Origin of the sequence: Neobacillus sp. (assembly GCF_031988165.1) — a bacterium.
Lineage (GTDB): Bacteria > Bacillota > Bacilli > Bacillales > Cytobacillaceae > Neobacillus > Neobacillus rhizosphaerae.
This window is the reverse complement of the sequence record NZ_DALZYO010000029.1, coordinates 25045-48960: the sequence shown is the minus strand read 5'-3', so window position 1 is coordinate 48960 and position 23916 is coordinate 25045. Positions and strand designations below refer to the sequence as shown.

The 23916-nt window shown below is 39.7% G+C and carries 19 protein-coding genes; 14 read left to right on the top strand and 5 right to left on the bottom strand.

Annotated features, from left to right (window positions below; all coding sequences use genetic code 11):
• Positions 1-13: 13 nt before the first annotated feature.
• Positions 14-1078 carry a glycosyltransferase family 4 protein gene (locus RTR43_RS17235; protein WP_312473457.1) on the top strand — a complete coding sequence of 355 codons (1065 nt, stop codon included), beginning with the start codon at positions 14-16 and terminating at the stop codon, positions 1076-1078.
• A gap of 193 nt (positions 1079-1271) precedes the next feature.
• On the opposite strand, the gene RTR43_RS17230 is transcribed toward RTR43_RS17235, so the two are convergent.
• Positions 1272-1910 (bottom strand): YigZ family protein, encoded by a 639-nt coding sequence (locus RTR43_RS17230; protein WP_312473456.1) that lies wholly within the window; start codon positions 1908-1910, stop codon positions 1272-1274.
• Between the two features lie 339 nt (positions 1911-2249).
• On the opposite strand from RTR43_RS17230, the gene RTR43_RS17225 reads away from it, so the two are divergent.
• The 6 genes from RTR43_RS17225 to RTR43_RS17200 all read left to right on the top strand — a co-directional run bounded on the left by RTR43_RS17225 (position 2250) and on the right by RTR43_RS17200 (position 8080).
• Positions 2250-3398 (top strand): sensor histidine kinase, encoded by a 1149-nt coding sequence (locus RTR43_RS17225; protein WP_312473455.1) that lies wholly within the window; start codon positions 2250-2252, stop codon positions 3396-3398.
• A gap of 176 nt (positions 3399-3574) precedes the next feature.
• On the top strand, positions 3575-4258 hold the full coding sequence (locus RTR43_RS17220; protein ID WP_312473454.1) for a response regulator transcription factor: 684 nt from the start codon (positions 3575-3577) through the stop codon (positions 4256-4258).
• Between the two features lie 158 nt (positions 4259-4416).
• Positions 4417-5268 (top strand): DegV family protein, encoded by an 852-nt coding sequence (locus RTR43_RS17215; protein WP_312473478.1) that lies wholly within the window; start codon positions 4417-4419, stop codon positions 5266-5268.
• 228 nt (positions 5269-5496) lie between these two features.
• Positions 5497-5862, top strand: a complete 366-nt coding sequence (locus RTR43_RS17210) for a hypothetical protein (protein ID WP_312473453.1) — start codon at positions 5497-5499, stop codon at positions 5860-5862.
• Positions 5847-7331: an ATP-dependent helicase ComFA gene (locus RTR43_RS17205; RefSeq protein WP_312473452.1), complete on the top strand. Its 1485-nt coding sequence runs from the start codon at positions 5847-5849 to the stop codon at positions 7329-7331. The genes RTR43_RS17210 and RTR43_RS17205 overlap by 16 nt, the downstream gene beginning before the upstream one ends.
• A gap of 32 nt (positions 7332-7363) precedes the next feature.
• Positions 7364-8080 (top strand): ComFC family protein, encoded by a 717-nt coding sequence (locus RTR43_RS17200; RefSeq protein WP_312473451.1) that lies wholly within the window; start codon positions 7364-7366, stop codon positions 8078-8080.
• A 62-nt stretch (positions 8081-8142) separates the two neighbouring features.
• On the opposite strand, the gene RTR43_RS17195 is transcribed toward RTR43_RS17200, so the two are convergent.
• Positions 8143-8640: a spore coat protein gene (locus RTR43_RS17195; protein ID WP_312473450.1), complete on the bottom strand. Its 498-nt coding sequence runs from the start codon at positions 8638-8640 to the stop codon at positions 8143-8145.
• Positions 8641-8909: 269 nt separating this feature from the next.
• On the opposite strand from RTR43_RS17195, the gene hpf reads away from it, so the two are divergent.
• Entirely contained in the window at positions 8910-9458 is a 549-nt protein-coding gene (gene hpf, locus RTR43_RS17190) for a ribosome hibernation-promoting factor, HPF/YfiA family (protein ID WP_248737105.1), read from the top strand.
• A 757-nt stretch (positions 9459-10215) separates the two neighbouring features.
• Here hpf and secA read toward each other — a convergent pair.
• On the bottom strand, positions 10216-12729 hold the full coding sequence (gene secA, locus RTR43_RS17185; protein ID WP_312473449.1) for a preprotein translocase subunit SecA: 2514 nt from the start codon (positions 12727-12729) through the stop codon (positions 10216-10218).
• 543 nt (positions 12730-13272) lie between these two features.
• Between secA and RTR43_RS17180 the strand changes: the two genes are divergently transcribed.
• The 6 genes from RTR43_RS17180 to RTR43_RS17155 all read left to right on the top strand — a co-directional run bounded on the left by RTR43_RS17180 (position 13273) and on the right by RTR43_RS17155 (position 21540).
• Positions 13273-14640 carry a cytochrome c3 family protein gene (locus tag RTR43_RS17180; protein WP_312473448.1) on the top strand — a complete coding sequence of 456 codons (1368 nt, stop codon included), beginning with the start codon at positions 13273-13275 and terminating at the stop codon, positions 14638-14640.
• Positions 14641-14668: 28 nt separating this feature from the next.
• Complete coding sequence (locus tag RTR43_RS17175; protein WP_312473447.1) at positions 14669-15853, top strand: cytochrome c3 family protein; 1185 nt, start codon at positions 14669-14671, stop codon at positions 15851-15853.
• 27 nt (positions 15854-15880) lie between these two features.
• Entirely contained in the window at positions 15881-16579 is a 699-nt protein-coding gene (locus tag RTR43_RS17170; protein WP_312473446.1) for a tetratricopeptide repeat protein, read from the top strand.
• A 2-nt stretch (positions 16580-16581) separates the two neighbouring features.
• Entirely contained in the window at positions 16582-17553 is a 972-nt protein-coding gene (locus tag RTR43_RS17165) for a 6-bladed beta-propeller (RefSeq protein WP_312473445.1), read from the top strand.
• Between the two features lie 132 nt (positions 17554-17685).
• A complete protein-coding gene (locus tag RTR43_RS17160; RefSeq protein ID WP_312473444.1) occupies positions 17686-19308 on the top strand; it encodes a cytochrome c3 family protein in 1623 nt (540 codons plus the stop codon).
• A gap of 384 nt (positions 19309-19692) precedes the next feature.
• Positions 19693-21540: an Ig-like domain-containing protein gene (locus tag RTR43_RS17155; RefSeq protein WP_312473443.1), complete on the top strand. Its 1848-nt coding sequence runs from the start codon at positions 19693-19695 to the stop codon at positions 21538-21540.
• A 161-nt stretch (positions 21541-21701) separates the two neighbouring features.
• On the opposite strand, the gene RTR43_RS17150 is transcribed toward RTR43_RS17155, so the two are convergent.
• On the bottom strand, positions 21702-22220 hold the full coding sequence (locus tag RTR43_RS17150) for a hypothetical protein (protein WP_312473442.1): 519 nt from the start codon (positions 22218-22220) through the stop codon (positions 21702-21704).
• A 157-nt stretch (positions 22221-22377) separates the two neighbouring features.
• Positions 22378-23613: a YecA family protein gene (locus RTR43_RS17145; protein WP_312473441.1), complete on the bottom strand. Its 1236-nt coding sequence runs from the start codon at positions 23611-23613 to the stop codon at positions 22378-22380.
• Positions 23614-23916 lie beyond the last annotated feature (303 nt).

Genomic DNA, 23916 nt, shown 5'->3' with positions numbered 1-23916 from the left:
AGGAGGATGTTGGATGCTTTATCTTACCTTGATAGTATGTTTTGTCGTCTCCATTCTTATTACACCACTGATAAAGAAATTTGCCTTTCTGATTGGTGCAACCGACCGTCCTAACCAGCGAAAAGTCCATCAGTTGATTATGCCAAGGCTTGGAGGCTTAGCGATATTTATTAGTTTTATGGTTGGTATCATCCTATTGAGACCTGAAAGCCAATCCTCGCTTGCGATTTTGCTTGGCTGTCTTCTCATCATCACCACGGGCTTTCTTGATGATATATTTGAATTGCCGGCAAAGTATAAGCTTCTCGGACAATTAGCGGCGGCCTGTGCGGTTGTTTTTCTAGGAGACCTGCAAATGGTGTTTATTAACCTGCCATTTGGCGGTCAACTCCAATTTGGTTTTTTAAGTGTTCCTTTTACGATACTGTGGATTGTCGGTATCACCAATGCGATTAACTTAATTGACGGCCTTGACGGTTTGGCCGCAGGCGTATCTTCGATTGCTTTAATAACGATTTCAGGGATGGCGATTATTCAGGGAAATTATTATGTTGTAGCCGTTGGATTAATAGTGCTCGCTAGTACACTCGGGTTTCTGATCTATAATTTCCACCCGGCAAAGATTTTTATGGGGGATACGGGAGCACTTTTTTTGGGATTCATTATTTCGGTCCTATCGCTCCTTGGCTTTAAAAATGTAACCTTTATTTCGTTTGTCATTCCAGTAATCATTCTCGGGGTCCCGATTTCCGACACTATTTTCGCGATTATTAGAAGAATCGTTAACAAACAGCCCTTATCGGCACCTGATAAATCACATCTGCATCACTGTATGCTGCGCATGGGTTATTCTCACCAGCAAACCGTTTTAATTATTTACGCAATGGCTGCATTCTTCGGGCTAGTAGCTGTTATTTACTCTCAGGCTAGACTTGGGGGCGCAATAGTGTTAATTGGTATCGTTATCTTGTTAATTGAAATCATTGCTGAAAAAATTGGCTTGATGGGGCATAACTATCGCCCGCTGTTAAATATTGTCCGCACCCTAAAAATCACCACAGCTAAAAACCGTTCATAATAAAAAGGGACTCAATCGATGAGACCCTTTTTATTATGTTTAGCTTCAGCGCCTGCCCTATGAGGTCTAATAACCTCAAATGTGCAGCATTTCATCTGTATCTATTTGTTCGCCGGGTCTTGATTAGGCGTTTATCTTTTATTATTTTCCCAATTGTTTTCTTTTGCAGGAGCGAATATAATCATCCTTAAGATTACCTTACATAATCTTCCTCAAGATAAACAGTTTCGCCTTTTTCCATGCTGCATTGGCCATTGGTTAGGTCGACCATCCAATCCATGAAGGCTTGGATGTGGCTTTCATTAACAAAAATTTCGACTTCAACTTTATCTAAGTAATGTATTTCTTTAATCTTATACTCAGTTGCGCGCAATTCTTTTTCAATTTTCCCAAGCCAAGTGTAATCAATTTTCACATGGACAACTTGTGAGAGTTTCCTTTCGATAATACCAATTGAGTCAAGACCTTCCGAAGTTGCTTTTCCGTAGGCGCGGATGAGTCCACCTGCACCCAATTTTATCCCGCCAAAGTAGCGGGTGACAACGACGACAGTGTCCTTCAGATTCCTTTTTTTCAAAACCTCAAGCATGGGAACACCGGCAGTGCCGCTTGGTTCACCGTCGTCATTGGCCTTTTGAATCTGATCATGTTCCCCAATGAGATAGGCAGAACAGTTATGAGTAGCATTCCAATGCTGCTTCTTGATGGCTTGAATGAATTCCTGTGCTTCTATTTCCGTCTCCGCCCTTTTAATATGGGCGATAAAGCGGGACTTTTGGATGTTAATTTCATGTTCTCCCGATTGTTTCACAGTAAAATAATGGGTCAGCATAGTAGATTCCTCCCTTAGTATGCCAATTATGACTTTTTTAGTATGATTTATGAAGCAAGTTTTATTTTAAAAAATATTTGTGTAATATACCTTTAATAAAGTAGTAAAGTTCGAATGGTATAATAGGTATAATTGGATTAAGTAAGCTTTTCTATTATTAAAAAGTGTAGTTTAATAGGAAGAAAGAGATAGAAATATTACTATCATTATACTACTATTTCTCGCATTTCCGAGATTTTAGTCCTAATTCAACTAGGATTACGTTGGTAAAATGTTACAATCCAAGGTAAAATAAGTTAAAGGCCTAAAGGGAAGGGGGCCACCCCTAGAGGAAAGATTATGAAACTTAAACATCTTAACATGAAGTCAATTGATGAAATCCGCGAAGAAATGATTGAAACTGTCACCTGTAGTAAAAGTGATATATTCCAGATTGGTGAACAATGCCGGACAAACTATGAAAGTATGACCAATGAATTAGAACAAATCAAGCAAATGATGGTCAAGCTTATTGAAGAAGGCGATCAGCTGGAAGAACAAGTGCTAGAGGCGCGGCTTATGCTGACAGAGGTCAGTATGAATTTTAAGACTTATACGGAGGGAGAAGTCCGTGAAGCCTACGAAAAAGCCCATCAGCTGCAAATGGACCTTTCCATCAACTGGCAATATAAGAAGCAGCTTTTGGATAAAAGAGATGATCTCGAACAAAGATTACTTGGGTTAAATGAAACAATTGATCGGGCAGATCAGCTTATATCACAAATTTCAGTCGTGATGAATTATTTGACGAGTGATTTAAAGCACGTCGGTGAAGTTTTAGAAAATGCTAAAGCAAAACAAGACTTCGGTTTAAAGATCATTGAAGCACAGGAAGAAGAGCGCAAGCGACTTTCAAGGGAGATTCATGATGGTCCTGCACAAATGCTTGCCAACGTCATTATGCGCTCTGATATAATCGATCGGGTATATCGGGAGCAAGGGGTGGAGGCAGCTTTTTCTGAAATCACAAGCTTTAAAAAAATGGTGCGTTCCGCCCTATACGAGGTCCGGCGAATTATTTATGACCTTCGTCCAATGGCACTTGACGATTTAGGTCTTGTCCCTACCCTCAGAAAATATTTACAAACTATCGAAGAATATCATAATCACTCAAAAATTGAGTTTGTGAATATGGGCTTAGAACAACGGCTTCCTACAAAGTATGAGGTCGCACTGTTCCGAATGATTCAGGAATCCGTCCAAAATGCCCTTAAGCATGCCAATGCCTGTGAGATCAAAGTCAAATTAGAAATAACGAATGCTGCAATTACTGTTTTAATTAAGGACAACGGCGTCGGCTTTGATATAACAAAGAAGAAACCAGAATCCTTCGGTATAATCGGGATGAGAGAGCGAGTCGAACTGCTTAATGGGGAACTCACTTTCGATTCAAAAATAGGCAAAGGAACCTCTATATTAATCAGTGTTCCATTAATTAACAAAAGTTAGCTAATAGAATTGAAATTGAATAATGACTTTGAACGATGAAAATATCGACATTTGAAGGATTTTTACGATTAAAGGGAAATATCGACATATGAGGATTATTACGATTGATGAAAATATCGACATATGAGGAATATTACGATTGAATCGAAAAAATGAAGGATTAGGAGGCGTAGCAATTGACTACCAAAATTGTCATTATTGACGATCATCAACTATTCAGGGAAGGCGTTAAGAGAATACTAGAATTTGAAAAATCGTTCCAAGTGGTGGCTGAAGGTGATGACGGCAGCGAAGCATTAGGCCTCGTGCAAGAGTACCTGCCAGATGTGGTTATTATGGACATTAATATGCCGCAAAAGAACGGTGTCGAGGCAACCCGTGAGCTTATTGAAAAATATCCAAACACAAAGATTATCATTCTATCGATTCATGATGATGAAAATTATGTTACCCATGCCTTACAAACAGGTGCAAGAGGTTACTTACTAAAAGAAATGGACGCCGACGCATTGATTGAAGCTGTCCGTGTCGTGGCAGATGGAGGTTCATATTTACATCCAAAGGTCACTCACAATTTAGTCAACGAGTATCGCAAGCTAGCCGCAGGAGTCGCCCATGGTGGCCGCGGATACTTGACGGTTGAACTTCGCCGACCGCTCCATTTATTAACGCGCCGCGAATGCGAGGTACTGCAAATGCTTGCCGATGGAAAAAGCAACCGCGGTATCGGTGAGGCTTTATTTATTAGCGAAAAAACAGTCAAAAACCACGTTAGTAACATTTTGCAAAAAATGAATGTCAACGACCGTACTCAAGCCGTGGTTGTCGCAATCAAAAATGGCTGGGTAGAAGTCCGATAATTATTTTGAAAAAATAGTGAAGAGCATGCTCAGGAGCGTGCTCTTTGTTTTTATCCTAGGAAATTAGTCATCCAAAATAATGCATTTTATTTCAATTTCATATAAAATAATATACAAATAGTTTGCTGGAGAAAAAAACAAGGATGGTAAAAACATATATGAAAACGGCAATTGTCACGGATAGCACCGCGTACATACCGAAAGAATTACGAGAACACCGGAATATACATACGATCCCGTTAAATGTTATTTTTGGAAATGAGGTCTACCAAGAAGAAAGTGATATAACGTGGAGCCAATTTTACGAAGAAGTCAGGACAAAGGAGTTGCCCACCACTTCCCAGCCGCCGATTGGCCAATTTGTCGAGTTATTTGAGTGGTTATCCAAAGAGTATGATGCCGTTATAAGTATTCACCTTTCAAGCGGCATTAGCGGTACTTACCAGGGCGCCGTTACGTCCAGCACGATGGTGGAAGGGATAAAAGTTTATCCATTTGATTCGGAAATCAGCTGTATGGTTCAAGGTTTCTATGCCTTAGAAGCAGCCAAGTGGGCATCAAAGGGTGTAGATGTTGAAGTGATTATGGCCCGCCTAGAGGAGCTGAAAAAAACAGCTCGTGCGTATTTTATGGTCGATGATTTATCGCATTTACAACGGGGCGGCCGCTTATCGAGTGCCCAAGCCTTTATCGGCAGTTTACTTCAGGTCAAACCACTTTTGCATTTTGAAAACAAGGTCATTGTCCCGTTTGAAAAAATTCGCACCCGGAAAAAAGCGATGAAGCGAATAATGGATTTATTCGGTGAAGATGTTGCAAACGGGTCTGCCTACCAAGCCGTCATTATTCACGCCAACCGTGAGGAAGAAGCGGAAGAGTGGCGAAATGAGTTAGCAGCAATGTACCCCAACGTTGAATTCTCTATCGGTTACTTCGGAGCCGTCATCGGCACCCACCTCGGCGAAGGCTCGATGGGAATGGGTTGGATGAAAAAGTTGGATGTAATATAAGCTGAATTTGTATAAGTATGCAGCCATTCCGGCCTTTAGTCGGAATGGTTTTTATTATGGCGCGATAATCATTTGTAGGCTTGGCGGAATACCCACTCAAGTAAGTGGACCTGAAAAAATATTACGTCATAAAATCTTTTTTCGACAAATAAGCAGGAATTTCTCCTTTACCTGCAGAAACTTTTCAAGGTAAGAATTTTTTAAGAAAGAAAAGGAGTGATGGACTAATTGAATATGAAAGAATTAACCCCTCCACAAAGGCTATTTTCAACTGAAATCTTAAAAAGACGCCTAACATTTGGCCATAGTCAATCTCAAGAAGTTGAAAAAGATTTAGCCAAAAAATGGGCTGGATACTGGGGCGAAATTGCACTAGCTAATTATGTAAAAGAACTGCCACAAGATAAATACCTCATCTTTCACGACCTCCCACTACAATTCATAGGTAGTTCGCTGCCAATTAACATTTTAAAGGAATACAACCTTACCACTCAAAAGATTCTTCTTAGATTAAACTTTCCATCAACAGCAAAAACCAAAAATCGTTTATATCATCTATGTCCAGAGAAGGTGACAGCGTGCGTTTTATCATAAAAGATGAAATATTAATCCCAAGTAACACATTAGGTGATTCGCTCCCAATCTCGCAAATCCCAGCCATCCCCCAGCCGCCGATCCAACCAAACTACCTGTACAATCGCGAACTCCAGCAGCTCCTCACTGGTAAACAGCTCCTCCTTGATGATATCCCATTCCCTCTAAACGAAATTCAATCACATTATGAAAATGGATATATTACTTACCGTAAAGGAATTAACCATAGTGGGAAAAAGCCATTCTGTGCCCGGTGCGGTAACAAGAATCTTCAGTGGTTTGAATTCTACCCATGCGCCCGTTGCGGGGAAACCTGCCTTTATTGCCGCAAGTGCCTCATGATGGGGAGGATTAGTGGATGTACACCGCTAATCGGCTGGAATGGTCCGGTGCCTGACACCATCCTTCCAGCAAAAGTCAGTCAATGGAAAGGGACGCTATCAAAGGGGCAAATGGAAGCCTCAAACCGGGTGGTCGATGCTATTCGAGAAAATAGGGAATTGTTAGTATGGGCTGTGTGTGGGGCTGGAAAAACAGAAGTGTTATTCGCCGGAATCGAGGCAGCGCTTGCTGCTAAAAAAAGAATTTGCATCGCCACGCCCCGAACGGATGTTGTCCTTGAACTTACACCGAGATTAAAGGCAGCGTTTCCTGAAATCACGGTTGCCTCGCTTTATGGAGGAAGCGAAGACCGCCATCTATTTGCCCCGCTGACAATTGCTACGACCCACCAGCTGCTTCGTTTTTACTATGCCTTTGATGCGTTGATTTTGGACGAGGTCGATGCATTTCCATTTACAGTCGAGGAATCACTTCAGCATGCAGCCCTCCAAGCGCGGAAACACTCCTCTGCGATGATTTATCTAACAGCCACACCGAATGAAAAATGGCAGCGAGAATGCCGTACTAATAAACGCCCTTTTACCACCATCCCGGCACGATTCCATCGTCATCCGCTTCCGGTGCCCGAATTTGTTTGGTGTGGGAACTGGCAAAAACAGCTTCAAAAAGATAAGCTTCCAGCCAATATACTTAGTTGGATAAAAGAAAGAATCCTAGCGAACAAACAAGCCTTAGTTTTCTTTCCGCATATCCCTTTGATGGAAAAATCACTGCCCATCCTGCGCCTGATTGCGCCAACTATAGAAGCGGTTCATGCTGAAGACGCTGAGCGCAAAGAGAAAGTTCAGAAAATGCGAGCAAAAGAGATTCCGCTACTGTTGACGACAACCATTCTTGAACGCGGGGTAACATTTCCTAATATCGATGTAGCCGTAATAGGTGCGGAAGATGCCATTTTTACAGAAAGCGCACTTGTGCAAATCGCCGGAAGAGCTGGGAGGAGTAAGGATCATCCAGTTGGAGTGGTGACCTTCTTTCACAATGGAAAAACCGACGAGATGTTAAAGGCAAGGAGGCAAATTATTGCAATGAATCGAGAGGGAATTAAACGAGGATTACTCGATTGATAACAGTTCAAATGATAGGAGAAAAGTAAACAATGAACCCATTCCCACAAGACCACTGTTTAATCTGTCATGAAATAATTCGCCCAACCATAGGCTGGAGAGCGATATTCTCCATAGAAACAGAACATCTCATCTGCCACCCCTGTGAAAGAAAGCTTGAAAAGATTGAAGGAGAAACGTGTAGGATTTGTTGCCGTCCCTTTCGCTTAATAGATGAAAAATATCGCAAGGGGGATTTGTGCCATGATTGCTTTCGCTGGGAGGAAGACGTCGAGTGGCAAGGGTACCTCGAAAAAAACACCGCACTATTCCTCTATAATGATTTTTTAAAAGAGGTGATTGCAAAGTTTAAATTTCGTGGTGATTATGTGCTAGCGAAAGTATTTGCCCAATTTTTCACAAAAACGCTCGATCAATTAGCCCCGGCTATACTTGTGCCAATTCCGTTAAGTGAAGTGCGTCTATATGAAAGGGGGTTTAATCAAGCGGTTGCATTGCTAGTAGAATCCGGCTTTGCCCCTTCAGAAATCCTTACACGAATCCATTCGGAAAAACAATCGAAAAAATCAAGGTTGGAGCGCATCCATCTTCCACAAGTCTTCAAGGTAGACACCAAAATAACACTGGAAGGGGAAAGAATTGTCCTAATTGATGATATTTACACAACTGGATCGACGCTCCGGCATGCTGCAAAACTTTTAAAACAGGCAGGGGCTGCAAGCATTCAATCGCTGACGATTGCTAGATAGGTGACAGAAGACCCTCTTTGGTATTAAAGTGGCGACTTTACACAGTCGCCACCTTGTTAAAATTATATTTTCATCTTTAGCGCCATTTGAGCATTTTCGATATCGTGACCTAGCAAGAGACCTAAATCGTAGGCGGGATAGTACCCATGCTTGTGCATGTAAGTAAAGACTCTTTCATGGCAGTGGATGGCACCTATCAGCTGATTGGTAAAGGTTTTTCTTAACGCAGGGGTGGCTGTTTCGGTAATCGCCGCGGCCAGGCAGCGGATTAATTCCTTAGATAGACCAAGTAAGTCAGCGGCGAAAAAGCCCATGTCCTCGCGTAAATCTTCTTCGTCCCTTGGTTGGTATCCTTGGGCAGAGGGGTAAAATTTCAGAAGTTCTTTAAGGTTGCCCTCAAGGTCGTGAATACATTCTTTATATAGCTCTTTAAGCTCATGGTCAGATACTTTTTTAATGGACATTTTCAATTTCATTAGCCCGGTGGATTGGTAGGCAACCAATTCATGCAATTTCAATGTTTCATGCCAGGCTAGTAATTTTCTTTCTTCGTGGCTCATTCGAAATCCTCCATTCATTTTCACATCAATGTAACCTATTCTATGAGCATTTTAGTGGTAAATTGTCCCACCTAATATTACAATGAATGTAAACAACCATCTTGTTTGGATAATATTACCGATAAATTCCAAGGTGGTATCACATTGTCACTATTTGCCTGTTGTTTTTGTCAAAAATTCGACAAAATTTTTGTTCTGATTTAGCAGGATAATCAAAGGGTAAAATAGAAATGTTATTACATAGCCATATTAAAAGGAGGAGTTTACAAATGAAATATAACGTTCGTGGTGAAAACATTGAGGTAACTCCAGCAATTAGAGAGTATGTAGAAAAGAAAATTACTAAATTGGAGCGCTATTTTACTGAAGCACCAGATGCAAAGGTAAATGTAAATCTAAAATTCAATCAAGATAAAACTTCAAAAGTTGAAGTAACCATCCCAATGCCGCAATTAGTTTTACGTGCAGAGGAAACAAACATAGATATGTATGCGGCGATTGACTTAGTTTCTGACAAGCTTGAGCGCCAAATTCGCAAACACAAAACAAAGGTTAACCGCAAGTTCCGTGAAAAAGGCGATTTTCCAATTACATTTGCTACATCTGAAAACACAGAAGTACATGATTTGGATGAAGATGAATTAGAGCTAGTTCGTACAAAGCGTTTTGATTTGAAGCCAATGGACAGTGAAGAAGCGATCCTACAGATGAATATGCTTGGTCATAGCTTTTATGTATTCACTAACTCAGATACTAACCGTACAAACGTTGTTTATAAGCGTAAAGATGGCCGCTACGGATTAATTGAAGCCCATTAATAGGAATAAGAACGCTGCTCCGGATTTGACCGGGGCAGCGTTTTTTTTTTGTTAAGGAAAGGGCCATAGTCTTTGGAGGAATTGTTAAATTAGTATGTAAAATTAAATAATCGGCAAATAAATGTAGCGGTGATAAAAAGCAAATTTGAATGCTACTAGGAAGAAGGAAATACTCACAAAAACAGGGCGTATCTCATAAAAGGAAGCATCAGAAAGTTATCCCCATGTGGATATCTACAAATTTATGAGAGATATCTACAAATTCCCCTCACTTATCTACAATTTCGAAGAAGATATCTACAATTCCCCATACCATAACTACAAATCTAAGCGGCTTATCTATAAATCGCTATACCTTATCTACAGTTTCGAGGAAGATATCTACAATTCCCCAAACCATAACCAGCAAATCTAAGCGGCTTATCCACAAATCGCTACACCTTATCTACAATTCCACAAAATAATCCACACTACCACACAAAAAACTATCATGAGCTTCAACTCCCAGCCTTACCATGGAAATAAATTTAGAGAACAAGCCGTAGTCACCTAATAAAGGCAGTGTGTGAGCAGAGCTAGACTTCACATCTTTCGTCTAGTGAAATGGGGATATCACTTTAACTGGTTAAAGTGATTCATTTTTGCGGCGCTCCGCCCCTTTTCCACAAAAAAGAGAGCCGGACTATCCGCCAGCTCTCCAATACTTTTCCATACTTTATCGCTCACTAGCAGGCTTACGGTGAAATTTGTACAATCGTTATTTCGCAGCCCCACAGCAGTTCTTATATTTCTTGCCGCTGCCGCAGATACATGGGGCGTTACGACCAACATCAATTTGCTTCACTTTCGGTTTTTTCTTAACCGGTTCGCCATCTTCCTTCGGATTCACCGCTTGACCTTTGGCGACCTCTTCGCGCTCAAGATTGTTGCGGATCTCCGCCTTCATGATGTACATAGCAGCTTCATCTTCGATGGATTGAACCATTGCTTCAAACATTGCGAAGCCTTCATGCTGGTATTCACGAAGTGGGTCGATTTGTCCGTAAGCACGCAAATGAATTCCTTGGCGGAGTTGATCCATGGCATCAATATGGTCAGTCCACTTGGAATCAACCGCACGCAACGTAACAACCTTTTCAAATTCGCGCATTTGTTCAGGGTAAAGGATTTGCTCTTTTTCCTCGTAGCGTTCCTTCACTTTGGCAAAAATGGCATCGACAATTGCCTCTGGGTCTTTGCCCTTAAGGTCTTCTGCAGTCATGTCACCTTCATGGAGAAGGGTTGCATGCACATAATCAACAATGGCTTGTAGATTCCATTCTTCTTCATCCTCATGGCGTGATGCGTGGGCATCAACGTTACGTTGAATCGAGTTTAAAATCATTTTTTGAACAATGTCACGAAGATTTTCAGATTCTAACACTTCATCACGCTGGGTGTAAATGATTTCCCGCTGCTGACGAAGAACATCATCATATTGTAATAGCTGTTTACGAGCATCAAAGTTGTTGCCCTCGACGCGTTTCTGTGCCGATTCAACAGCCCGAGACACCATTTTACTTTGAATCGGCTGAGAATCATCCATGCCGAGCTTTTGCATCATTGCCTTCATATTATCAGAACCGAAGCGGCGCATCAGTTCATCTTCCATCGATAAATAGAACTGGGTAATACCCGGATCTCCTTGACGTCCTGAACGTCCACGAAGCTGGTTATCGATACGTCTGCTTTCATGACGCTCCGTACCAATAACCGCCAGTCCGCCCAGCTCAACCACACCTTCTCCAAGCTTAATGTCAGTACCACGGCCGGCCATGTTTGTCGCAATTGTAACCGAACCTTGGTGACCTGCTTCGGCAATGATTTCTGCTTCGCGCTCGTGGTTCTTCGCGTTCAAGACATTATGGTGAATACGCTTTTTGAATAAATAGCTGGAAATAAGCTCAGACGTTTCAATCGCCACCGTACCAACGAGAACTGGCTGCCCCTTTTGATTGCGCTCGGCAATATCCTCAACAACGGCACGGAACTTGCCGTCCATCGTTGAGTAAATTAAATCGGCTCTGTCGTCACGAGCAATTGGTCTGTTGGTAGGAATTACGATTACATTCATATTATATATGTTGCGGAATTCTTCTTCTTCCGTTTTCGCTGTACCGGTCATACCAGCCAATTTTTCATACATACGGAAGTAGTTTTGGAACGTAATCGTTGCCATCGTCATGCTTTCATTTTGGACTTCCAGACCTTCTTTGGCCTCAATGGCTTGGTGCAAACCTTCGCTATAGCGTCGGCCCTTCATCAAACGGCCGGTGAACTGGTCAACGATAATAATTTCGCCTTCTTGTACGACATAATCAACATCAAGGTGCATGCTAACATTCGCTCTTAATGCCTGATTAATATGATGGTTTAACGTAACATGTGACATGTCAAACAGGTTATCAATTCCAAATGCTTTTTCGGCTTTACTGATTCCCTCTTCTGTTAGCATTACGCCTTTTGTTTTTTCATCATAGGTATAATCTGTGTCCTTTGTAAGCATTCGAACAAAGCCATTGGCTTGCACATAAAGGACAGCAGACTTTTGCGCCGATCCTGAAATAATCAATGGGGTACGTGCTTCGTCGATTAAAATCGAGTCAACTTCGTCAATGACCCCAAAATAAAGGGGACGTTGTACCTTTTGTTCCTTATAAAGGACCATGTTATCACGTAGATAATCGAAGCCAAATTCGTTATTTGTACCATAAGTAATATCGCGGGCATAAGCAGCCTGCTTTTCGTCTTTGTCCATGCTGTTTAAATTTAAGCCGACCGTTAGACCTAAAAATTGATACAGCTCGCCCATTTCGGTGGCGTCACGGCTTGCCAAGTATTCGTTGACAGTGACAACGTGAACTCCTTTTCCAGAAAGAGCATTCAAGTAAACGGGCATTGTCGCCGTTAACGTTTTACCTTCACCCGTTTTCATCTCGGAAATATTTCCTTCATGAAGAGAAATACCTCCCATTAATTGAACATGATATGGATACAGACCTAGCACACGGCGGGCACCTTCGCGGACCACCGCAAATGCTTCGACAAGCAAATCGTCAAGTGTTTCGCCTTTTTGATAACGGAGCTTGAACTCTTCCGTTTTTTCACGAAGCTGGTCGTCCGTTAATTTTTCCGTTTCAGCCGCAAGTGCGCCAATTTTCACTGCGAGCTTATCTAACCGCTTCAGCTCACGTTTGTTCAGATCAAATACTTTATTTAAAATCCCCATCATCTGATGAACGCTCCTTTTTATCGAGACTCAAAATCCACTTTTTTTTTAAAAAATCAATGTCTAATATATTCGATAATTTCCCTTTATATCTTACCACTTCCGCTATGGAGTGACAACAATGTTGGTAGGGAAGCAATAATTGACCTGCTAATAGTATATAAAAGCAGCTTTTAAATTTCTAATCCACATGTATCGAAAATTCGATTTTTCGTCAAATATGACAGAGTGATGGCATTTAATTGAGAATACATTTCAACTCGGGAAACGCTCTTTCAATTTTAGTTAATAAATGAATAAACACCCTGAAAATTGCATAAATATAAATTTTTGCGTTTGTTTTCACTACGGAAATAGTGCTAACCTAAGCTTATGATAACAACGTTCCCATGTTGTTTTTAGGGTAAAAAACTACATTCGATTGTATGGGGAAATATTCACAAATTGTACATTGGAATATACTCTTACAATGTTAGATACTACCTTTAGAGAGGTTATTATGGAAAATAGATAGATAAAGAATCCAACATGGGAAGGGTGAGAAAAATGGCCATTTGGGGGAAAAAGACAAATAAAGAGACAGATCCCGAAACAAGAGAAAATAAAAAGAAAGTTGGCCTAATCCGCAGACTTTGGCAAAAGTTCCGAAGTATAGATTGGAAGAATCCAGTGAACAGATGGAAATTACTATTTGTGTCACTGGTAGGATGTATCGTTGTGTTTGGTGGAGGGTATGGAGTGCTTACCTTTACCAACTCTCCGTCATTTTGCTCAAGCTGTCACGAAATGGCACCAGAGTATTCAACATATACAGCGAGTGCCCACAATAATATCTCCTGTGTTCAGTGTCATATTAAGCCTGGGTTTACGAACATGATTACGCACAAAGTGAAATCAATGAAAGAAGTTTACTATCATGTAACGGGCGTACCTAAACAGATCGTACAAACGGAAGAAGAAGCGATTTCAAACGAGAACTGTTTACAATGTCATTCCAAGAACCGTCTGGTCACCGCATCGGGTGACTTAAAGGTCAACCATAAAGGACATATTGAAAAGGATGTTCCATGTATTACCTGTCATGCCGGAGTTGTTCATGCGAAAATCGCTGCACGTGGTATTAATACCGAGGAAGTTCGTGGACATTGGACAAAAGAAAATGCTGAAAAGTTAATGGAAGAGAAATACTTGAGACCAAACATGGGAACCTGTATTGATTGCCATGATAAAGTCAACAACGGTGAAAAGCCATGGAAAGATGTTGCCTATAATGTTCCACCCAATCCCGAAGAGGTAGAGAAAAAACTCGAAGAAAAAACAAAAGCATCTGGTGAAGCAACCAAGGAAGGCGAAAGCAAAGAAGCTGAAGCAGCGCATGATGGAAAAACACAAGAAATCATCTTACAAGCCATTGGAAAACAACAGAAAGACGTTAAGATTTCAATGGAATGTGAAACCTGCCATAAAAAGGTAAAAGTTCCTAAGAACCACAAAGTAGCAGGTTGGAATGGAAACCATGGCGGAACAGCTATCCAAGAGTTAGATAAATGCGTGAACTGTCATCAGGATTCAAAATGGGCCAAAGAAATACCAAAAGAAGACATTATCTCACTACTTAAGATGAAAGAGACAAAAACAAAATATGTACCAAATATTACTGTTGTAAAAGATCAATCACGAATCAATAAATTCTGTAGCGCTTGTCACGGTAACCGTCCAGTTGGACACCTTGAAAGTGATCAATGGTTAACTGCCCATGCTGCTAAAGCAAATACACCTGATCAAAAAGCAGAATGCTTCGTCTGCCATGATCGTGATAAACCAAAAGAAGGTTCAACAGATATAAAAGCACCAACAGATGTTTATTGCCAGTACTGTCACAGAACCGGCTTTAAATCAGATGGGAAAAAATAAGCAAATCTTAAACTGGAGGGACGCTATTATGGATAACGACCAAAAGCAAGATCTGCCAGCCCCTCCCCGTTTTCGCTATAAGTTAATCAAAATTGCGACTTTAACATTGTTGTTTCTAGTCATCCTATTCTTTGGGGGATTCTTCGGGCTAGAAACAACCTCAAGCTCGAAGTTTTGCTCATCCTGTCATGAGATGAAGCCTCAGTACTATACTTGGAAAGCATCATCTCATAGTGAGGTAGATTGCATTAACTGTCATATTGAACCAGGAGCAAAGAATTACGCAAAAGCGAAAGGAAACGGTCTCGTAGAACTTTATAAAAAACAAACGGACAAATATATTGCACCTATAAAGATGCCGAACCTTATACCGGACGAAGCTTGTGAAAGTTGTCACAATATGAAAAATCGAGCCGTCACTCCTTCTGGGGATATCATCATCCCACACAATAAACATAAGACAGAAGGTATTAAGTGTGTGCAGTGTCATAGTGGTACTGCTCACGGGAAAGTTTCGGATCGAAAAGTGACCTATAAGAGTGATTATGGAAAATGGAATGAAAAACTAGGGACATCTCTTATGAGTAATAAGAAGTTTACCAGTCCGCAAATGGACACTTGTATGGAATGTCATGAAGCAAGAAAGGCACCAACGGAGTGTAAGACCTGTCACGAAGCAACGATGGTTCCAAAAAATCATAAAACAGAAGAGTTCAAAGCTGGTGGACACGGTAAGATTCAGCCCTCTGAACTGAAAAAATGTGAGCAATGCCATTCATATATGTCTAAAGAAAAGTATGATCTATTTAAAGAAGATTCCAGTTACATTAATTTTTTGAAAAAGGACAATACAGCTTCTGCCAATAGAAATGATTCAAATAATGTTTCCGTTGCTCAATATGCAAAAACAAATACTTTTTGTAAAGACTGTCACGGACAGAAACCAACGAGTCATAAACAGGCAACATTTATTACGGATCATGGACATTTATCGAAGAATACGCAAAAGTGCTTCATTTGCCACGACAATCGGATTGTAAGTGATTCACCTGTAACAAAGGTTCAATGTGCGTCATGTCATCCAAGTTCACACAATCGTCCGTGGAAAGAGCATCATCCAGTTAAATTAGCAGTAAATCAAAAGTTTAATAAAACATGCTTAAGATGTCATGTTAAAGCAACTTGTACCAAGTGTCACAGAACTAATAGCTAAACGATAGATTCCGAGAGGGGAATAGAAATGGAAGCAGAAAAAGCACCTCAAGAGATAGAGGAAAAAGTTGTTAAGAAGCAGCCAAAAACGTTTACAAAGAAAACCAGTATCCTGTTGCTAACCCTTACCTTATTAATTTCAGTAGGGACAGGATATGCTCTCGGACACTTTTATTTTTGGAACGATATTGATATGAAAAGAGTGAATGAGCAGCTTGATTATTACAAGGAAGCGGTTAGAAAAGATCCAGCAAATCTGGAAAACCGAATCGTGCTTGGCTATACCTATTTCTTAAAAGGAAATAATGATGAGGCGATTAAACAGTTTGATAGTGTTTTAGAACAGGATAAAAATTATTTTGCTGCCCGTTACAATCTTAGTTTAGTTTATATAAAGGAAGAAAGGTATAATGAGGCACTGATTGAGAGTGAAAAAGCTGTAAAAATAGCTCCAAAAGACTTTAAAGGCTATGTGCAATTGGGAATCGCCTATCGAGGTTTAAAAGAGTATGATAAGGCAACAAAGGCACTAGAGGAAGCCAACAAACTGGCTCCAACCAATTCCGATATCATTTATCAAATTGGCATGGTAGCTGAGTCACAGGGTAAATATGGAGACGCCATTGCTATTTACAAAGATGCACTTCAATACGATCCATTGTTTAAGGATGCAGTGGATGCACTTGATAGACTTAAAGATAAAGACACAAAGGCTGAAGGTGAATAACAATGAAAAGACGTAATGTGTATATCGGTATGGCGCTCATTGCTATTGCGACGGCAGCGGTATTTACCTTTCTTTTTCTAAATCAAACTAAAGCAGTCGATAGCGGATTGCTGAAGGTTTTGAACTCAAATGGGGCTCCCAGCTACAGCAGCTCAATTACCGGCGACTTTAGTAAGCCATTTGCGAAGCCGATGGACGTCACTACAAATAGTTCATTTACTTATGTATCGGATACGAAAAATAACCGCGTCGTGGCATTTGATGTTGGCGGCAACCTTCTCTACTCGTTTGGCGAGGAAGGAACAGGCAAAGGGCAATTTAAATTCCCGTATGGAATTGCAACGGATGATAAAGGAAGAGTATTCGTTGCAGATTTATTCAATGGAAATATTTCGATTTTTAATGAAAAAGGCAAATTTATCGATTACTTTGCCCAGAAAACATTAACTGATAAAAAGATTTCAACACCGGCAGCATTAAGGATTATCGATAAGAAGGTTTACATTACCGATATTAAAACCAACAAAGCATATGTGTTTGATTTAAACGGCAAGCTTCTTCTTGAAGTAGGCAAACCGGGCACGAAGGATGGCGAGTTTAACGCACCTAACGGCATTACTGCTGATGATGAAGGCAAGATTTATGTAGTTGATACTGGCAACCAGCGTGTACAGATTTTCGATAAGACAGGAAAGTTTGTAAAAATCATTAATGGATCCAAAAACGGCAAAGGTGAATCGATATTTGTCAACCCAAGAGGAATTGGCATCGATAAGCGCGGCATCATGTATGTCGTCAGCAACCTGACCCACCTTGTTTATGGCTTTGACAAGGATGGCAAAAAGGTATTCCAATTTGGCAGTATAGGCCAAAACAACGGTCAGTTCTTTTTGCCAAACGGATTGTTTGTTGACCAAAACGACAATGTGTTTATTACCGATACGATGAACCTCAGGGTACAAGTTTTCAAATAATCACATACAATCGGTAATATCCGTTCCATTAAAGGGGGTGGTATTGAAAAGGCAGCCTCAGATGGTTTTTTTATAAAATATAAAAACAAAAAAAGAGAGAAAAAAAGAGAGATTATTTGGGAGGTTTCAAGAATGAGAAAGTTTAGCTTTAGCTTACTTTTTGCAATCATGCTATTAGGCATGTTTGCTGCTGGTGCATCTGCTGCAGATCATGGCAATAATCCAAATGGTATGCCTTCAGGGGCAGCTGGAAAAGTCAACCTTAACGCAAACGAAACTGGTCAAGGTGTTGACGATCCAGGCGTCAACCATTCTGTAGTAAAAGCTTTGACTGGCCAACACGTGCATTCTTCTTATCAAAATAACACAAACTCTTGTGCAAGCTGCCACCAGGTGCATACTGCACAAGGCGATAGCTTACTTTTCGCAGATACTGTTTATAACACATGTACTGCATGCCATGATGGTACTTTAGGTTACTTAAACGTATTCACTGATGGTTCACTATCTGCTGATGCTACTAAAGCTATGAGTGGTGCCGGAACATTCGGCGGTACTCACGGTTCATCTCAGCACATGTCTAATGATAGCCTGCAAATCAGTGCAGCTCCTGGAGGAAATCCAACATCAACTAGTAAAGAATATGGATCTCAATGGGGCGAAAGCTTCAACTGTGCAAGCTGTCACGCACCGCACGGATCTTACTCTGACCGTTTACTTGCATACAATCCAAACGGAATTGCTGCAATGCCAGTTTCTAAAGGTGGTAACCAATTAGAGAACGTTCCTGTAGTAGATACTCTTACTGCACAAACTGCGGCTGTAGTATTACTTCGTTCAACAGATGTTGATGGTAAAGTAACTGTGGCACAATACAATAAAAACGGAGCTACTTATACAAAATCCGAAGCTCCATGGGTATATGGCTATGTAGGCCGTACAGACGGTCTATCTTACTATTCACGTTTACAATATGTAAAATTAGGAGATAACCCAGCAACAAAGGATGTAGTTGAAACAGAATATGATTTTCCTGTCTATGGTTCAACTTCTGGTGTTTATTTCGACTATGAAAAAGCCCAAGTATATTCTACTTCTGCAGCAGGTGCTACAGAACTAAAAGCAGCTACAATAGGTTTCATTGCTCGTCCTATAGTAGTTAAAATGGCTAAGAGCGGCTACGATGTAATCCAAAAAGCTTACTTTAGCGGTGCTCCTCTTAAAGATTTTGGAAATGGAAAGGTAACCGAACAACAAATGAAAGACTTTGGCTACAAAGTTGGAACTGATGCTGATAAAACCGTTACAAACGTCGGGGTTAAAATGTCTCAATTCTGTGCAGCTTGTCACACTGACTACTTGCAAAGTTCAAGTGATAGTACAGCAGAAAAGCAAAAGTTAGGCAAAAATACTCACTTTGCTGATGGAGTTTCTTCATACCGTCACAGCACAAACAGCGACGGCTACACTTGCGTACGCTGCCACTACGGTCACGGTACTGACGCTTACATCATGAAGGATGCTCTTGGACGCACAATTAAAGACTTAACAGACGAAACTAAAATGGGTACTGGCAAAGCAATGACTGAACCTGATGCATTAAACTACATGCAAGACAATAACGCTTCTTCTGCTCTTAAGAAGTTCACTAACATGTCAGTATGTTGGGCTTGCCATAACAGTTCACACGCTGAAGTAATCAAGAACGCTGAGCGTCCAGCTGATCATCCAAATGGAATGCCTACTGGCTATTAATAAAATAAGCTAACAATTAGCTGCAACTAATTGCAAGTAAAAGAAATAATTTTTTAAATAAGGGGTTATGCTTTGGCATAACCTCTTATTTTATTATAATCTATTCTACCTGCATACCTAATTGCATATCAAATAACTTTTCCTATTTACAAGAAGGTTACAGTAAATACTGAAAGTTAACTGTTAACTTCCTCACAAAATGAATATAATAAAAAAATTAATTAATATTAGGAGTTCCTCACCATCTTTTAAAATACATATTAACCATTTATATATGAATATTTATTGAATAATATCTCTAACCACTAGTACCTACACCATAATAGATTTAAAATAGATTTGTAGTGAAATTAATACTTTTAAAGCAGAGACGAGGGGGACTAAATGAAACAAAGCGGATCCCTGCATAAAACCAAGTTGCAAGTACTAATCCTTTTAGTTTTATGTTTTCAATTTTTAGGGTCGATTAGATTTTTTCCTGTACTAACTGTTCAAGGAGAAGAATTAAATGGAACTGAACCAGCAGTTACTATTACTACACCTAAAACTGGTGATATTCTAAACGCGAAAACCATTACGATTTCTGGAACAATTGAGAATTTCGCTGCAGGAGTATCCGTGGATCTTTATAATGGAACTGAGAAAATTGGTACAACAAATGATATTGTTGGAAATAGTTGGACTATAAACGTTGTTTTGCCAGACGGCACTTACGGGATTTATGCTAAAGCAACAGATTCTGAAGGAAAAACAGCAATAACTAATACCATCAATCTTTCAATAGATACAACTCCACCCAATATTACGTTAACCAAACCAATTGTTTTATCAGAGATTTATCCATCCCAAGACATGACACAGGTTTCATTAAATACTACTATTAAAATTAAGGTATTAGATGTAAATGGATTAAACGAACAAAAAATAAATGATAGTATCCATCTTTCTACAAATGGTACAAATGTTCCAGGAACATTTTATTATGATTCTAAAACCAAAGAAATTATCTTTACTCCGGAAACACCTTTAACACCTAATACGAAATATAATGTAATTATTAGTCCCTTAGGGGTGATGGATGTTGCCGGGAATATGGCCTTTCCTAAAGTATGGTCGTTTACTACTGTTAGTACTCCATTAAAAACACATCAGAATCCACATGGCAATTATGGTAATAATGTGAATATTTGTGGAAATTGCCATAGTACCCATGAAGCAAACGATCCAAATTTACTGTCAGCAAAAACGACAACGGATGCTGGTCAAAATGAGAAAGTAGCAGTTGATAATTATTGTATGGCTTGTCATGACGGAACTGTTGCACCAATGCCGGAGAATAGTCAAAGTACACATACCCATAAGGCTGCGGTAAAGATTGATGGGAAACCAAGTGGAAGCTCCTGTTCAAGCTGTCATAATCCGCATTTGGATTGGTCAGAAAAAAACCCTAACTTGTTACAAGATCATATAACATATAAGCACTTACCTCCGGATTCGTCTGATCCTGATCAGGTTAAACCAACTGGGGAAATTAGCAGTAAGGAACAACTGTGTGAATCCTGTCATGAATCAGATAGTGCTGAAAAAATAGCCAATCCTGCCGTGGAATATCGGTTATTCCAGTATAATAAATCGAATACTGCAGTCGGAATATATGAAGATTATGAGCTCTGCCTCCGCTGTCATAATTCAAATTTCCAAAAGAAATATGAGCAAACTCCAGACATAGCAAGTTATTATAATAATTTAACGGAAGAAATTAAGAAGCAATATGAAAATGATAATGGGCAATCGTCCTTCTCAAATCGGGAGATTTCAGCAGAAGAGAAGAATTTTTCAGGTCATATCATAAAAGCCCAAGATGGAAGTCCTCTTGCTGGACATATTCCATGTGCTGAATGTCATGATACACATGGTTCCGATAATATAAAAAATTTAAAAACACAGTTAGGTCATGAAAACCCAACAGCTTTTGAAGCTAAAACAGGTGAATGGGACTTAACGAAGGAACGCGCTTTCTGTGTAACCTGTCATAATGGTAAAACTGCGATTTATGGCGTGACAGGTAAGGCCATTTACGATGAAACAACAGGAATGGCAATAGATGATCCAACAAATACGGGTCATAATAAAAATAGTGATAAAGCATGTTCAAAATGTCATAGTGACAGTGCAGATGAAAACAAAGCATTTATCGAGGCAGCACATGGACCTAAAAAAGGTAAAAATTGATAAAAAGTCGAGAGGAAACCTCTCGACTTTTTTGTGTGAATGCTTGGCTATAGACGGAAGTCAACTCCGTATATATTTGAGAAACAATTTTTATCATCATATTATTTAAGTAATTCCCTGATTCCCTTATTTCTTCCCAGAGAATTTTGCTGAAGGAACCTTTAATTTTCCGCTATTATTTTTTTAAATTCCTCAATTTGTTTCATTTTCTCATCCTCATTATCCAAAAGCATACTGCCATATTTCGGCATCATTTTATAATAACCCTTGTTCGTTGCAGAAACAGCGAATAAATACATTTCACTCTTTTTTAGTAGTGGAGACTTTTCGTAGGAAAGAAGATATAATTCTCCTTTTTCTTTAAAATACCCTCCTTCTTGATTGACCGTAATGTCACCAAGTAGAGCCCCTTTAATATTTTGTGTAATCCGCACTAAAAATTGGGTATTGGGATTTCCAGAGTACTGCTCATTCCCAACTTCCCTAATGACCTCGCCAATAAAAATATTATCAACTGCTTTAGTTAATTTTTGTTTATCTTGATAATCATCCGTAAAAGGATAATGTTTATTAACAATAATGGCTGACTCCTTTGAATCCAATAATGTCGTAAAATATTTTATGGGGATAATCCCAATTCCTAAAAGAAACAAACCCAAAACGATAGCAATTTTTTTCATGAATACAAACTCCCTTCCATTAATATAGCTGATGTTAATTATATCTCTACCGTTAAGGGAATTTACGATGTCTTCGTGAATCTTTAAGGAACATATTTTCAATTTCAAATTTCGAAAAAAAATCGAAAGGTCAAGGTGACCTCTCGATTTTTAAAGATTATGTTTCGGGCCGATCTTCATCATGTTTCGAAACCTTTTGAATCATTTTTTTGTCATTGTTTTTCACAGCTTTAGGACCCGAAAGAGTTTTCTTCTTAATTGTTTCAACATCCACCGGTCCGCGTTTATTAGGAAACTCAATTACTGCTGCTTTTTCAAATGGCGGTATGGAAGAAGCGTCATCCACAACATAAAACAACCCATTCAGCTCAGCAATTTCCTGAGATAATACCGATTCCATTTCTGATACGATTGAGGAAACCCCCCCCGGGGAAACACCGTAAGCCAGAGCCAAATCCTTTTGTGTGACCATTTCTCCCAGCGGAACAATGGTAGACAGTAAATAATGGAGGGCGGCGGCATAAAGATTCGGATTTTGAATCCGCTTTTTCTTTTTTTCGCAAAAATTAAACCAAAGGATTATGCCTGTATCTACAATCGGAGGGGGTAACTCAGATTGCAGCTTCGCCTTGACAATATCTGCGACTTCTTTATAAATTGGTTCCGGCCATTCCATTTCTTCTATTTCCAGCAAACCACCGACCATTGGCAGTTCACTCAAGACCTCCATGAAAAAATCAGTCAAATATTCTTGCGGTGTTTCGTAGTCGGCATCGAGACTACTATCTTTGATATAAGAAAAGGCATGTTCAGGTTTTAAGTCAGGCAAATCAAATGGTGATGGAAAGAAGAGATAATTTTGCTCGTAAGGCACCATTATTCCGATGAAGAAAGAACCCTCTTCAATCGTGACAGTAACATTCGCAACAATGGTATCTAGTTGTTCAGAGGTTAAGCCATCCTCAACGGTAAGCTTGTTGTTTTCAGTGCGGATGACTTTTCCGGCAATCACCCTAGCTTCTGTCCATGATTGTAAAATTTGCCGTAGCTTAGGGCGTTTTATTTTTCCAGCTTCCGCCACAATATATTTCTCAATAATCCTTTCTCCGTCATCTAATTCTTCAAAAAGGGTAAACCATATTGCATGGATCAGTTCATAAAATTCGCGTTCCTGTTCATGTTCGATGTCTATGAATTCTTCTAAATCCTCAAAATCCTCTTGGATTTCATTCCCAAAGTGAAAGTAAGCAAATTGAAGAATTTGTTTTTGTAACTCATCCATTTCATTTTCAATAATCTGGGTGATGGAAATGGCTTCGCTCACTCCGCAGCACTTTTTATATTTTTTCCCACTGCCGCATGGGCAAAGATCATTTCGGTTAATCTTTTCCATCTCACTCCGCTCCTTCTATTTCTCTATTTTGTTAGCTATTCTTCTTAAAGCCTTGTTAAAAGGGTCTTCTTATTAATTATGTAACGAATTGTTGATTGAATAGGCTCATTTCAGTACTCTATCTTATTTAATAGTACCATTTTTGACATGTTGGTATATAAAAATACTATTTAAATAAGTGGCATTTTGGAGTAGTTTGAGCCTATTTCCCTTCAGACTTTGTATTTTGAGCGGTTATCACGCTATAATGGTTAAGGAACTGAATAGACCTTTTCAGAATAACCTACCAAATAGGACGTAATT

What these genes read in the sequence shown, in the direction of transcription:
- RTR43_RS17165 (WP_312473445.1), top strand. Translation starts at nt 16,582, where the DNA reads ATGAAAAGACGTAATGTGTATATCGGTATGGCGCTCATTGCTATTGCG.
- RTR43_RS17155 (WP_312473443.1), top strand. Translation starts at nt 19,693, where the DNA reads ATGAAACAAAGCGGATCCCTGCATAAAACCAAGTTGCAAGTACTAATC.
- RTR43_RS17225 (WP_312473455.1), top strand. Translation starts at nt 2,250, where the DNA reads ATGAAACTTAAACATCTTAACATGAAGTCAATTGATGAAATCCGCGAA.
- hpf (WP_248737105.1), top strand. Translation starts at nt 8,910, where the DNA reads ATGAAATATAACGTTCGTGGTGAAAACATTGAGGTAACTCCAGCAATT.
- RTR43_RS17180 (WP_312473448.1), top strand. Translation starts at nt 13,273, where the DNA reads ATGGCCATTTGGGGGAAAAAGACAAATAAAGAGACAGATCCCGAAACA.
- RTR43_RS17150 (WP_312473442.1), bottom strand. Translation starts at nt 22,220, where the DNA reads ATGAAAAAAATTGCTATCGTTTTGGGTTTGTTTCTTTTAGGAATTGGG.
- RTR43_RS17160 (WP_312473444.1), top strand. Translation starts at nt 17,686, where the DNA reads ATGAGAAAGTTTAGCTTTAGCTTACTTTTTGCAATCATGCTATTAGGC.
- RTR43_RS17175 (WP_312473447.1), top strand. Translation starts at nt 14,669, where the DNA reads ATGGATAACGACCAAAAGCAAGATCTGCCAGCCCCTCCCCGTTTTCGC.
- RTR43_RS17170 (WP_312473446.1), top strand. Translation starts at nt 15,881, where the DNA reads ATGGAAGCAGAAAAAGCACCTCAAGAGATAGAGGAAAAAGTTGTTAAG.
- RTR43_RS17235 (WP_312473457.1), top strand. Translation starts at nt 14, where the DNA reads ATGCTTTATCTTACCTTGATAGTATGTTTTGTCGTCTCCATTCTTATT.
- RTR43_RS17215 (WP_312473478.1), top strand. Translation starts at nt 4,417, where the DNA reads ATGAAAACGGCAATTGTCACGGATAGCACCGCGTACATACCGAAAGAA.
- RTR43_RS17230 (WP_312473456.1), bottom strand. Translation starts at nt 1,910, where the DNA reads ATGCTGACCCATTATTTTACTGTGAAACAATCGGGAGAACATGAAATT.
- RTR43_RS17200 (WP_312473451.1), top strand. Translation starts at nt 7,364, where the DNA reads ATGAACCCATTCCCACAAGACCACTGTTTAATCTGTCATGAAATAATT.
- RTR43_RS17195 (WP_312473450.1), bottom strand. Translation starts at nt 8,640, where the DNA reads ATGAGCCACGAAGAAAGAAAATTACTAGCCTGGCATGAAACATTGAAA.
- secA (WP_312473449.1), bottom strand. Translation starts at nt 12,729, where the DNA reads ATGATGGGGATTTTAAATAAAGTATTTGATCTGAACAAACGTGAGCTG.
- RTR43_RS17145 (WP_312473441.1), bottom strand. Translation starts at nt 23,613, where the DNA reads ATGGAAAAGATTAACCGAAATGATCTTTGCCCATGCGGCAGTGGGAAA.